Origin of the sequence: Paenibacillus sp. FSL F4-0097 (assembly GCF_038593125.1) — a bacterium.
Taxonomy (GTDB): domain Bacteria; phylum Bacillota; class Bacilli; order Paenibacillales; family Paenibacillaceae; genus Paenibacillus_AQ; species Paenibacillus_AQ odorifer.
The window spans coordinates 4709998-4723557 of the sequence record NZ_CP151965.1 but is presented as its reverse complement, the minus strand read 5'-3'; the positions used below and the strand labels follow the sequence as shown (position 1 = coordinate 4723557).

The following is a 13560-nucleotide window of genomic DNA, read 5'->3' as shown; positions in this document are numbered from 1 at the left end:
ACACCCATTTTTTTAACGACCTAAATATTCTTTGATTCCTAAAACTACTGCTTCGGCTATTTTATTCTGGATGTCCGGGGTAAAGAGTAATGCTTCATCCTTGGTATTGCTTAAGTAACCACATTCTAATAATATTGCAGGCATTTTGGTTTCTCTTGTTACATGATAGTTAGCTTGACGAACCCCTCGGTCCTGCAGTCCTGTAGCAACTGCGAGGTATTTGTGAACGGTTTGAGCGAATAATAAGCTATCATTACGTGTGTAATAGGTCTCTGTGCCACTAGGATTACTTTTACTGCCCGCCGGAATACTATTGGCATGAACAGAGATAAATAGATCGGCTTTTACATTGTTGGCGAGGTTAGATCTGTCCTGTAGAGTTGGGTATGTATCGCCACTGCGCGTGAGTATAACCTCGATATTTGGTTCTTTCTTTAGTAATTCTGCAATTTTCAGTGCTGTCGGCAAGGTGAAATCTTTCTCTTTAAGCTTGTTAACACTTGAACTCCCTGGATCTTTCCCACCATGTCCTGCATCAATGACGATTATCTTCTTGTCTGTGTTGCCGGTAGAAGGTGGAGGAGTTGTAACCGGTACTTCTGGTAAGGTGGTTTCAGGAAGCGTAACGCTAGTCCCATTTAGATCCACAATAATAAGTCCATCGTTAGCATTTATCAGACTGTAGCTATTAGCGCTGTTTAGATCAATGACGATCCGAATGGTCGATGGGGAACTGCTGAACAATGAATAGCGAACGGCAGTAACATTAGGATAGTCGGTAACCGTTAACTGTCCGCTTTGGTTCTTTCCTACGGACAGATTCTGATGGAAGTCGGTTCCAAAGCCAGTATTCGGTAAATCCACGACAATTCGGTCTTTGTCTGTCATAGTGAACACGGTAGGTTTTATACTGCCGTTCACTGCAATAACCAGCTGGTTGTCGATGAAGCTAAGATTGGTGACTGTAGCTACTGAGCTATTCCCTTCAGTTGCTGTATTCCCGTTTGATCCGTTGTCTGAAGGTGCTGTTGGAGTGGGTTGTGGAACCGTAATTTCCGGATCGCTTCCCCCAATCTCAGGTACTGGAGAGGTTAAATATACGGTTTTGGTTACATTGTCCCAACCGACAGTAGTTCCTGTCTGTTCCCCAACAAATCTTAAAGGAACAAGGGTTGTGCTGCCACTGAGAAACGGAGGGTTGTCCAGTTTGACTTGTTTCCCTGAAGCTTCTGCCATCGTATTATCCACGATCAGCTTTAAAGTAGTTCCCTTTTGCTCAATGATCGCCGTCTTGGCCACATTATCCCATTTCACGGTATAACCAAGCTGTTCCGCAACAACACGAAGAGGAACCATTACACTGCCATTTACAATTTGTACCTGTGCTTCTTTTGAAATCTTAAGATCGTTGCCGTCTAGGTTGATGTGTGTTTCCGCAGAGCCGGCATAACCAGTTCCTGGATGAACCAGCACCAACAAAAGCAGCAGTAACGCCAAAAAACCAAACTTTTTCATCTGCAATCCCTACCATCCCCGTTTATTGGTCTCTAGCAATTCTTACTTTTTCTTCCTTTGATGCCGTTTAAGGCTCGTATAAAGTATAAACGACAATAGTTTCCAAAAGTTGCGCTCTACAACAAATAAAAAGGAAAATTTTCGGTATAAAAATAGAAAAAGAGCCTTCCCAAACATTTGGGATAGCTCTCATTTGATAGAGGGATTTTATTTTAACGATGTATAACCTGTTTTCTCTACCAATTTCTGACCTTGAGAAGATTGAATCCAATCCAGAAAGGGCTGAATATTAGGGTTGTCGCTTCCCGCGGTCACTGCATAAAATTCTGTTGCCAAAGGGTACTGTCCACTACGAATACTTTCCTTGTCTGGTTGAATACCATCGATGGCCAGCAGGGCTATTTCCCCGTTTCGATTCATTTCTGAGGCGTAAAATAAGAAGCTGTAGCCCAGTGCATTTTTATAGTTGCGATAGCTGGAGGTTTGTTGAATGATACCGCTCATAATATCCGCTACGTCTTCTTGAGGCGGCTTCATGAGTGGAGTGTCCTTCATAAACTTTTGCAACATCGTCTGGCTTCCGCTATCTTCAGGTCGTTGAAAAGCACGGATTCGGTTATTAGCTCCGCCTACATCTTTCCAATTTGTGATCTTGCCTGCGTAAATATCTTTAAGTTGAGCGGTGGAAAGTCCGGTTACGTCGTTTCGTTTGTTTACAAAAAATACGAAGGCCTCGCGGCCGATCGGCGTTAGCTTCAGTTCGACACCTTTGCGCTTAGCTTCTTTTTGTTGTGCAATTGACGGAGCCGCTACAAATATAATATCGGTTTCTCCTTCAATTAATCTCTTGTAAGCTTCAGGTGTGCTGCTGCAAATTACTTGACTTGCTTGAAAATCATACGGATTATAATAACCCTCAGGATAAGTAGTTTGAACGAAAGCTGAATACAGTGGATAAAGTGCGGTTGCGCCGTCCAATCTTGGAAGATCGCTATCGATATGATAGGAAGAAGGTTCGTCCAGATTCACTGCTTTGGTCTTCTCAGCAAAGGGTTCATACTGTAGCAGATTAACCTCCCGATCATCGACCATGGCAATTCTGTTGACGTACGCTTGCTTGATCTCATATCCTGCGGTCGCGAGCAGACTAAGTCCGAGGATAGATAACAATACAATATTGCTTGTTCTTCGGGACAACACATTAAATATGATGAGTACAACATAGATGGCTAATACGATTGCTAAGATCGCCACAAGTGGGGTATAAAACAGCAGTCCTCCGTAAAGCGCAGTAATTATAGCACCTATGAATCCTAAAAAGGCTATTCCTCCAACGGCAAAGATGGAGAACAATAACTTCGTCCAGAATGCTTCTTTCATAACAACCTCCTCGACATGATTACTAAACTATGGAAAAATCAACATAATTTCATTATACAGAAGTTTTTTGGATGAAGCAGTAGGACAATTACGAACAAACATGTAATAAAATGCTGCGAAACATGAAAGTAATGTGTACATTTTCATAAAGTACTGGACGAATGGCGAGAAGAGGTTTATTCTGAGATTGTGAAAAAAACAACGGAATACAAGATTCTCGGGGTAGGGTGAAATTCCCGACCGGCGGTAATGTTCAAAGCGAACTGAGCCCGCGACTCACTTGTTCTGCTTGCAGAGAAGTGACTGATCTGGTGTAAATCCAGAGCCGACGGTAAAGTCCGGATGGGAGAGGATCATAAGATAAAGACGCTAGGAGTCTATCCTTGTACGTCTTTATTGATAATGCCCCCGAGTTTACCTTTTTGGTAATTCGGGGGTTTTTGGTCTCTTATCGAGGGTTTGTATCGACAAGGAGAATGAAATTATGAGTAATGTTACAGCTTCATCATCATCTAAGGTTGGCAGTACATCAGCGCTACGCAGTGGATTTTGGCTCGTTGTGATTGGTGCAGCATTATGGGGCGTTGATCCGCTCTTTCGTATCATCCTGTTAAAATCTTTGACCTCATCGCAAATTGTTCTTCTGGAGCATGTGGTGCTTTTCTTGGCTGCTTCACCTGTTCTTTGGCGTCACCGGGCGGAGCTTAAAGGAATTGGATTTCGCCAGATTGGTGCTTTATTGATTGTTTCATGGGGAGGTTCTGCCGGGGCGACGATCCTATTTACGATGGCACTTTCCAGTGGGGATTTGAATGCGGTGCTGTTGCTGCAAAAGCTTCAGCCAATATTCGCTATCGGTCTCGCTGCTTTAATTCTTAAAGAACGTTTGCCAAAAAATTTCGGACCACTCATTGTGTTGGCGCTGGTAGGAACCTATCTGCTGACCTTTGGCTGGAGTATCCCTTTCGGACATGTGAATAACTTTATTGGGGTTAGCAGTCTGATGGCCTTGGGAGCAGCTGCACTGTGGGGGGGATCGACAGTCATGGGACGTTATCTGCTCGGTTCTATGAAATATGAGACAGTGACTTCGCTGCGCTTTATCCTTGCGCTTCCTTTACTTTTCGTTATCACTACGCTAGAAGGTGCCCCGTGGCAGATTCATGGCGGGTTTGGTGCATCGGCAGCTATTGCGGTTAATCTATTGCTGCAAGCTTTGCTGCCAGGACTTCTTAGTATGTTGTTGTATTACAAAGGACTTAGCACGACCAAAGCTTCCTTCGCCACATTGGCTGAACTCAGCTTTCCTATGACGGGAGTAATCATCAACTGGATTGTGTTCCAACAGCTGGTCACTATCCCGCAGATTCTCGGATTTGCCTTGATCTGGGTCGCTTTATTCTTTTTATCTAATCAACAGTCCAAACCACAAACGCTCTGAGCAGATTGTAGTGGAATGGTTCTACCTATATAAAGATGATTCGAAGCCGTATGGCTTTCGGATCATCTTTTTTTGTATGTGATTTTACTCCTTGCTTAGATCAAATCGACTGCAAAAACTGCTGAAATGTTTCTAACGTAACATATAGCAGATTTAATAAAGCGTTTACAATTAGGAAGTGCACAAAATGACTGTGCCGCTGAGTACATAATCCATGATTAAATTATTTAGGAGGAAGCAGACATTGAAGAAATCATTTGTATTATTTATGATTCTGACCTTTCTTATTTCCCCTTTTACGTTTGGGCAGTCTGCTCAAGCGGCAGGAGATGAGAATATTGCCCTAGGAAAGCCTGCTATATCCGATAGTGAGCTTGCAGGGTATGAAGCGGGTAACGCAGTAGATTCCGATGAATGGAACACACATTGGACGGCGAATGACGGGAGCTTTCCTCATTGGCTGGAAGTTGATTTGCTAGGAGCATATGACTTGTCAGGTGCAACCGTCATCTGGAATGCATGGAGTTACATTAATCAATATACGATTGAAGTATCACGTGATCATAAGGTATGGACAACAGTTGTGGACAAAAGTCAGAGCAGCAGTGTAGAGCAAACTCAGTACAATGCTTTCAAGCTGCGGAATGTTTCTTATGTAAGGGTCAACCTGACCGGCATCAACGGCGGAAAATGGGCAGCCATTAATGATCTGAAGGTCTGGGGTGTTCCCGCAGACAGCGCGCCGCATGAGCCGGCACAGGGTGAAATACAAACTGTACTGCCAGTACGGTTGGACACGGAAATTGGGCAAGCCCCTGAGCTTCCAAGTGTTGTAACTGTGGTATATAGCAATTCTGACACGGAGGATGCTCAGGTTGCTTGGGATGTGATCCTGCCAGCAGAGTATTCCCGTCCCGGAACCTTTACAGTAAGCGGTTCTATCTCAGGTACTGTGCAGAAGGCAGTGGCGAAGGTAACAGTAGTAGGTGACAGCAGTACGCCTATTGTCGGATTTGAGAGCATAAATGTCAGCACAATTACGGATGTGCCTGCTTTATTGCCATCAGCGGTAACGGCTATATACGAAGATGGGTCAAGCAAACAGCTGCCTGTAACCTGGGATTACCTTACTGAGGCGGAGTACGCGGTTGAAGGAACTTACAGCGTAATGGGGAAAGTTGCAGGGACAGACCTACAACCCACAGCTGATATTCAGGTTACTCCGCTTGTGCTGCAATCCGGGTTCATAAAAGGTGCGGACATTTCCACACTGGAAGCGATTGAGGATGCCGGTGGAAAGTATTACGACAATGGAGTAGAAAAGGATTTGCTGGATATTCTTAAAAGCCGGGGTGTAAATTACATTCGGCTACGTTTATGGAATGATCCTCAGGAAGCTGGCGGCTATAATGACCGTGAGCATGTTGTGGAAATGGCGCAGCGCGTCAAAGCCAAAGGGTTTAAGCTGTTGCTTGATTTCCATTATTCTGATTTCTGGGCTGACCCCGGAAAGCAAAACAAGCCGGGAGCATGGGCGGATTACTCCTATGATGAATTGAAGCAAGCGGTATATGACTATACCAAAGATGTTATGGATGAGCTAAAGGAAAAGGGAGCTTCACCCGATATGGTCCAAATCGGAAATGAGATTAATGGTGGCTTGTTATGGCCTGACGGCAAATCCTATGATCAAGAGAATGCTTTTGAGAAGGTTGTTCCGCTTCTAGAGAGTGGAGTGAAGGGAGTTAGAGACAGCCAGAGTGCAGATCAGGATATCAAAATTATGATCCATCTTGCTGAAGGTGGCAAAAATGATATGTTTCGTTGGTTCTTTGACGAATTAACGAAGCGGAATCTTGATTATGACGTGATCGGCGCGTCCTTTTATCCGTATTGGAGCGGAACGATGGATAGCCTGCAGTTTAACTTGGACGATATCTCTAAACGATATGGTAAAGAAGTGATTGTGACGGAAACCGCATATCCTTACACGTTGCAGGACGGCGACAACTTTGAGAATAACATCGCTCGTCAGGATCAGCTAGACGGCAGTGGCTTCCCAGCTACGGTTGCAGGTCAAATGGCTGAGGTCAAAACAGTAATGAATGTATTGTCCAAAGTACCCGATGGTAAAGGAACAGGCTTGTTCTATTGGGAACCAGCTTGGATTCCAGTGCAAGGTGTAGGCTGGAAGGTAGGCGAAGGAAATGCTTGGGAGAATCAGGCAATGTTCGATTTTGCAGGGAATGCACTCTCTTCATTAAATGTCTTCAAAACCCCGGTGGCCGGTGAGGGGGGCGAAGAGGAACCGGGAACGGGAGGAAATCCCGACACTGGTGGGGAACCCGGAACGGGAGGAAATCCTGACACTGGCGAGGAACCCGGAACGGGAGGAAATAATCCCGGCACTGGTGGGGAACCCGGAACGGGAGGAAATCCTGGCACTGGTGAAGAACCCGGAACGGGAGTTAATCCTGATCCTGTCATCACGGTCAGAGATTCAAGCGTTGTAAATTCAGCAAATAAAGCAGTGGTCGAACATACAGCGGCAGGACAACTTCAGGTGAAGGCACAAGCAGGAATTTCCGGCATAGCTGATATCACGCTAAGTATAGAGGATATCAATAAGGCGCTATCGACGCTTCCGGCGGATGAAAAACTGGTTATTTCTGTTCTGCCATCGACGGGAGAGCTTAAGGGAGCAGTCGTTCATCTTCCGTTGAGTTCTATACTAGAGCAGGGCAAACATCCTCAAATAGTAATTGTATATGGTGCGGCCTCTGTTACGGTTTCTACGGAAGCTAGTGCAGGAATTATAAAGACGGGAGCTAAGGAACTAACGCTCTCACTGGTTCAGGTAGCTACGCCAACCTTGCCTTCACCATTGGCAACTGGAGCAAAAGACTACCCGGCCTATAACATCCATGTGTCAGTAGACGGGACTTCTATCGATGTTTTCAAAAAAGGAGCAATATCGGTAGCCTTCCACTACAAGCTGAAGCTCGGGGAGCAGAGCCAGCGGATTGCTGTTTATTCGATACTTGCTGATGGAAAACTCGAAGTTATCAAAGCTGTGCGGTACAACCCAACAGCGGAACAGATTGTGTTTAATCCAAGTCATTTCAGCATTTATGCTGCGGGGTACGCAGAGGTGGGGTACACAGATTTAAAAGCAGCAGATTGGGCCACGTTAGCGATTGAATCCTTGACGGCTAAAGGGATCGTGCAAGGAATAGGAAACGGGATCTTTAATCCGCAAGGGGAGGTTACACGCGCTGAATTTGTCAGCATGCTGCTGTCCGCGCTGGAGCTAAAAGCAGAAAGAGGAACAGGCAGTTTTAAAGATGTGAACCTTGATGCGTGGTATAGCTCTGTTGTGATTACTGCTGGGAAATTGGGTGTTGTACAAGGACATGCGGATGGCACCTTTGGCCCGAATGATAAATTGTCCCGTGAAGAAATGGCAGCTATTTCGTATCGTGCGCTTAAGTTGGTGGAGAAAGTGAACGATCAGACGGATGTGAACGTTATTTCTTTTAAAGATAAAGACCTGATCTCGATGTATGCCAGTGAAGGGATAACAGCGCTTGCGCAGGCTGGGATTATCAATGGATTCGAAGATGGCAATTTCCGCCCGCAAGCCCATACAACACGCGCTGAAGCAGCTTACATCATACTCAATCTTTTGCAGCAATAATAGGCAGACAGGCAATAACTGTGCTCGAAAAGGCAGTTAGGGCCTGTCTTTACCACATTTTTTAGATATTTATCTTTTCGCAAGTAGGGATTGTTTGTACAATAGGGGCTATGACATTTGAGCCGGAGAGTGAAGGAACGTGTATAGATATAATTTATTTACCAAAATCGTGAGTATCATGGTCATTATGCTGATCCCGATAACCATCCTTTACTTCTATTCCAATAAAACGACCACGGATGTGCTGCGTACGGAGTTAAATACTTCGAATAATAATCAGCTTAGTTTTTTTCAGAATCAGGTAGAAAGTAATATGGAGTTATTGTCCTCGTGGCCGATTCTGCTGATCCATGATCCTGATATCCTCAGCCTTAAGGATACTTATCTGGAAAAAGGGCGTTTGAATCTGGATACGATAAACCTGATCAAACGGATTCAGACCAAAATCAGCATTCAAGAAAGCTCCTCCAATTGGAAAAGTAAGCTGTATTTATACTCCCCATCCATTCACCGTATGGTATCTGAAAATGATGCGAAATTATACGAAGATGAGGATCTGAAGCGGGAAGTGAAGTCAGGCTGGCATGTGGAGAAGATTGAAGGGCAGGAGGGTGACCGCTTCGTATTCTCGTGGTTTTCTTTTACACCTTTTATGTCAGAATTCGCTCCGGAAAAAGTCAAAACGATTATGAAGGTAGAGTTCGACAGCCGGAACATAGAAGATATGCTGGATAAATTCAAGAGTGATGGCAGAAGAGATCCTTTTTATTATAAGCAGGGAACAGGACTTATTTTTAACCGCAGTGCCGACAAGGTGTTAGCCAAAGAATTGGTAGACAGGCTGGAAGAGACCCAACTGAAACCTAGTGAGAATCGCACGGTCAAAATAGAAGGTGAATCCTACAGTGTAAATATCGTCTATTCGGACAAAATGGGCTGGTATTTGATCGACTATATGCCGCTAACTGAAATCTTACATCCGATCCTGACCTCTAATCGTTTATTTTATTTTGCGATCAGTGCTTTGTTGTTAATGAGCTGTCTCGTAGCTTATCTGTTATATGTTCAAGTGCAGGTACCTATAAGGTTATTGGTTGGAGGCTTTCAACGGTTGAAGCAAGGGGACTATTCTACGCGAGTGGAGATTAAAGGGAAGAATGAATTCAGCTTTCTGTCCGGCCGGTTTAACAGTATGGTAGAACAGATTCAGATGCTGATCGAGAATGTGCTGATGGAGAAAATCCACGTTCGCGAAGCCCGCTTAAAGCAGCTTCAATCACAGATTAATCCACATTTTTTCTATAATTGCTTCTCCTTTATTACAAGTATGGCGAAGCTCGATAATATGGGTGCGGTCGTTGGAATGTCGCATAATTTGTCCCGATATTACAGATACACCACTCGTCAGGAACGTGATTTGGTTGCGCTGTCTGAAGAGGTGGAATTTGTGAATCATTATCTGGAGATCCAGAAGATGAGGATGAGCAGACTTCGTTATGAGATCAATATCCCACCGCAAATGCGCAAAAGAGAGCTTCCGCCGCTCGTACTGCAGCCTCTGGTGGAGAATGCGGTTATACATGGAATTGAGCCCATCGCCAAAGAGGGCCTGGTGCGGATTACGGGTTCATGTGTAGGCAGAGAAATGACGCTTACGGTTGAGGACGATGGTCAGGGAATGACGCCAGAGGGAATTATAGAACTGGAAAATAAACTAAGCAGGGCGATGGATGAAGAAATGGGCTGCGGTTTATGGAATGTGCATCAGAGAATGCGGCTGCGTTTTGGGGAGACGTCTGGTTTGCGCATCTCGCCTTCTCCACTCGGAGGGTTACAGGTGACACTGCAGTGGTTGCTGCCCTACACAGACAATGAAATGGAATGACATCTAGGAGGGGAAAGAATGATAGAGCTGTTGTTAGTTGATGATGAGCCCTATGTTACGGAAAGTTTAGCTCGTACTATTCCATGGGCTGAAATCGGGGTGAAGCAGGTGCATCAAGCGGCATCGGGTGCTGAAGCTCTGCAAATTATGGAACAGCAGGCTATAGATATTATGGTTACTGATATTTCAATGCCAGGAATGACTGGCCTGCAATTAATAGAAGCCGTAGGCGAGAAATGGCCAAATATTCGGTCCATTTTATTGACGGGTTATTCCGATTTTCAATATGCGAAAAAAGCTATTCAACTGCAGGCATTTGATTATATTTTGAAGCCGGTAAGTGATGACGAGTTTATCAAAAGCGTATCCGGTGCGATTGAATCTTTGAAAGATGAATGGGAAGCCCATGATAGATATCATTTGCTGCTGTATAATCGCAAAGCCGATTACAGTGTTTTGCGGGCTAATCTGATGCACGAATTGCTTCTCGGCAGGGTGCTGTCCGAGCGGACGCTGGCCATTAAGCTGAAGGAATATGAAATCTCCTTCCAGCCGGACGCTGAAGCGGCGATGCTGCTGATTCAGCTTGGTAAACATTATGCCGCCATGGATCACCATTCGGTTTCTCTAATGGAATATGCGATCGGTAACATTGCCGAGGAGCTTTTTAAGGAGCAGTTCCATGTCTGGTTCTGCAAAGCGCCGCATGATTGCTTGATTCTGCTTGTTGAATTAAAGCCGGCAGTTCAGCAGAGATTGGAGCAAATGGCTAACTATGAAGCTGCAAGGCAGCAAGTCCTAAAAGCGGTGATCGCGAATTTCCAAATTAGTGTAAGCAATTACCTCAAGGGTGAGATTTCACTGATTGTAACGGAGTGGTTCACCTTTCCAGAGGGGATGACGGCTGCCTATCGAAGCGGCCTTAGCTCGATGTATTTGGCAGCACATGATGAATCCAGTTCCGTGCTGTTTTTGGATGATCGCCAGCATCAGGAGACGATGAGCATCAAATCGCTCGAATGTCTTTATCGTCCACCTACACTCATTCATCTGCTGGAATCCAAACAATGGGATACAGCAAGGCAAAAAATTGCTGACGTGTTCCGGGATATGGAGAATGCACGGTTTTCTAGTGAACATCTGTACGAGGTCTTTCTATCGATAACGAATGCATTTATGTATATAGCGCATAAGAGTGGCCAGTTCATCTCCAAGATTGACCAATACGCTTTAGATCCGTTGTTGACGCAGAGTATTATTGTTTCTTTTGATAAGCTTAAAGAATGGGCGTTTGATATGCTCGATAAGCTTCAGAAGGAGCTATCCGAAAGCGATCAGAATACGAAAAGTTATATTATCAAGCAGGTCCATGAGCTGGTAGGAAACCATTCGGGTCATGAGCTGTCCGTCAAAACCATTGCCGATCATGTATATTTGCATCCTGTCTACTTGTCCAAGATTTATAAGGCTGAGACTGGGGAAGGGCTTGGGGACTATATTATTCGGATGCGGATGGAACGGGCACTTTATCTGCTTAAAAATACGAATAAAAAAATCTATGAAATCACCTCTGAGCTTGGATATCAAAATCCGCAATATTTCAGTAAGATGTTCAAAAAACACTACCATATGACACCAAATGAATTCCGGGACGGATAGAGGTTGAGAAAGGTGCAGAAACCTTGTTTAAATGACGTATTCGGGCTTAGAATCGTTCCCTATAATTAAATTGTAACCAACACTTATGGAATCCAAGGGGGAACAAAATGAGCGCGATGAAGAGAAAAAGATGGCTGCCGCTCCTGTGTATGAGCATGCTTTTGGCGGGTAGCCTTGCGGGCTGTTCAGGCAATAACGCTGCTAATAGTAAAGACACTGCTGGAGATAAAACAGCTGGTGAAGCGACTGCAAATACAGCTTCCAATTCTGAAAACGCCTACAAGGATAAATACGATCCTGAGGTGACATTTACAACCGCATGGGGCGTGGACCCTGAGCTTAAATTCAAAAACGGTGAAAGCATTGAGAATAACGTGGCTACAAAATGGGCTAAAGAAAAATTCGGCATCAACATTAAGTCCCTTTGGTCCATCACAGATACGAACGGCTCATTTGGTACGAAGCTGCGTTTATCCATGTCTTCAGGTCAGGACATGCCTGATGTCGTAACCATCGGTACAGCCGACAACACAATTGCACAGGATTTGATCGATTCCGGCATGTATGCTGATGTAGGAACTTTGTTTGATAAATATGCTTCAGATACATGGAAAGAAGCGATGGCACAGGATCCTAACGTTTGGAACCAATACAGCCGTGATGGAAAAAGAATGGGTCTGCCTGTTCTCGATTATGCATATAACCATGATTACATTCTGTGGATCCGCCAAGATTGGCTGGATAAGCTGAATATGCAAGCACCGAAGACGATCGATGAGCTGGAAAAAGTGATGGATGCGTTCAAGAATCAGAACCCTGATGGCTTGGCACCAGACAAGGTAACTCCACTTAGTATCGGCTTTAAAACAACGATGAACACTTGGATGGGCGACCCTTCTTGGATCTTTGGTGCTTACGGAACCTTGCCACAGCAATGGAATCTAGATGCTGATGGTAAACTAGAATACGGCTCGGTAAATGCTGGCATGAAGCAAGGGCTAGAAAAACTGAAGGAATGGTTGGCGAAAGGTTATATTCCTCAGGAAGCAGCTCTTTGGGATGAGAACAAAACTGCCGAACCAGCAGTTGCAGGTACAGCAGGGATTCTCCCGGGTCCTTACTGGATGAGCGGCTGGCCGCTTCAGGATACCGTGAAGAACTCTCCAGATGCAGTATGGGCTCCAATTGAAATTCCAGCGGGTCCGGATGGAAAAGTTATGCGTCATGGCACACAATTCACTAACGGTGTAACTTTGATCAGCACGAAAATGAAAAATCCAGAAGCCTTCTTTACTTATCAAAACTATCTGTTCGATAACTTTGCTAATCCAACGCCAGGCAGTGAACTGGATAACGGTCTTTTTGCAGGATACGACTATGAGCTAGACGCGAACGGCAAGATGATCGAAAATGATAAAATTGCTGGCGGTTATGTGAATAGCGTTCGTTATATGCTGGTTCGTGACGGTGCCCGGATCCCGGATGCCCAAATGAAAGCACTCCTTAACCTGGCAGATGGCGCAGAGCCAACAACCCGACTGGAGAAGGACGTAGCTGTGAATTATGGTAAAGATACCCCTGCGGCTGCCAAAGTTCTGCTGGCGCAAGAGGATAAATCCTTTAAGAATATGTTCACAGGTCCTACGACCGAAACTATGAAATCGAAGATGGACTATCTGAACAAAATTGAGAACCAAACGTTTAATGAAATCATCTATGGCAACAAACCGCTGGATGCATTTGATTCCTTTGTAGCAACCTGGAAATCAGGTGGTGGCGATCAAATCACTAAAGAAGTTAACGAATGGTATGACAGCGTAAAATAAGGTTTGGATTAAGTTTAACTAGGTAAAAAGCAGTAAACGGGACCATCTCTTCAGCCGTAGCATTAGGCTTTAGGGAGGGTCCCTGTTTGCGTTTGAAGTCCTCTTTTTTCAATGTGATAAAGAGATTGCTTTTGTACCATATATATTGGTTTTGCTC

7 protein-coding genes and 1 riboswitch are annotated in these 13560 nt (G+C 44.7%); of the genes, 5 read left to right on the top strand and 2 right to left on the bottom strand.

The window, feature by feature from the left end:
* Positions 1–12: 12 nt before the first annotated feature.
* Complete coding sequence (locus tag MHH86_RS21230) at positions 13–1515, bottom strand: N-acetylmuramoyl-L-alanine amidase family protein (RefSeq protein WP_036676366.1); 1503 nt, start codon at positions 1513–1515, stop codon at positions 13–15.
* A 207-nt stretch (positions 1516–1722) separates the two neighbouring features.
* Positions 1723–2895: a substrate-binding domain-containing protein gene (locus MHH86_RS21225; protein WP_036676115.1), complete on the bottom strand. Its 1173-nt coding sequence runs from the start codon at positions 2893–2895 to the stop codon at positions 1723–1725.
* A gap of 209 nt (positions 2896–3104) precedes the next feature.
* Positions 3105–3253, top strand: a riboswitch (FMN riboswitch).
* 126 nt (positions 3254–3379) lie between these two features.
* On the opposite strand from MHH86_RS21225, the gene MHH86_RS21220 reads away from it, so the two are divergent.
* The 5 genes from MHH86_RS21220 to MHH86_RS21200 all read left to right on the top strand — a co-directional run bounded on the left by MHH86_RS21220 (position 3380) and on the right by MHH86_RS21200 (position 13403).
* Positions 3380–4336, top strand: coding sequence for a DMT family transporter (locus MHH86_RS21220; RefSeq protein WP_036676118.1), 957 nt, complete (start codon positions 3380–3382; stop codon positions 4334–4336).
* Between the two features lie 244 nt (positions 4337–4580).
* Complete coding sequence (locus MHH86_RS21215; RefSeq protein ID WP_339809718.1) at positions 4581–8033, top strand: glycosyl hydrolase 53 family protein; 3453 nt, start codon at positions 4581–4583, stop codon at positions 8031–8033.
* Positions 8034–8172: 139 nt separating this feature from the next.
* Positions 8173–9918, top strand: a complete 1746-nt coding sequence (locus tag MHH86_RS21210; RefSeq protein ID WP_038572456.1) for a histidine kinase — start codon at positions 8173–8175, stop codon at positions 9916–9918.
* Between the two features lie 18 nt (positions 9919–9936).
* A complete protein-coding gene (locus tag MHH86_RS21205; RefSeq protein ID WP_038572455.1) occupies positions 9937–11577 on the top strand; it encodes a response regulator in 1641 nt (546 codons plus the stop codon).
* Positions 11578–11684: 107 nt separating this feature from the next.
* Positions 11685–13403: an extracellular solute-binding protein gene (locus MHH86_RS21200; protein WP_076316407.1), complete on the top strand. Its 1719-nt coding sequence runs from the start codon at positions 11685–11687 to the stop codon at positions 13401–13403.
* Positions 13404–13560: the final 157 nt, after the last annotated feature.

Coding starts and splice junctions, on each gene's coding strand:
- MHH86_RS21230 (WP_036676366.1), bottom strand. CDS start 1,515: ATGAAAAAGTTTGGTTTTTTGGCGTTACTGCTGCTTTTGTTGGTGCTG.
- MHH86_RS21225 (WP_036676115.1), bottom strand. CDS start 2,895: ATGAAAGAAGCATTCTGGACGAAGTTATTGTTCTCCATCTTTGCCGTT.
- MHH86_RS21220 (WP_036676118.1), top strand. CDS start 3,380: ATGAGTAATGTTACAGCTTCATCATCATCTAAGGTTGGCAGTACATCA.
- MHH86_RS21205 (WP_038572455.1), top strand. CDS start 9,937: ATGATAGAGCTGTTGTTAGTTGATGATGAGCCCTATGTTACGGAAAGT.
- MHH86_RS21200 (WP_076316407.1), top strand. CDS start 11,685: ATGAGCGCGATGAAGAGAAAAAGATGGCTGCCGCTCCTGTGTATGAGC.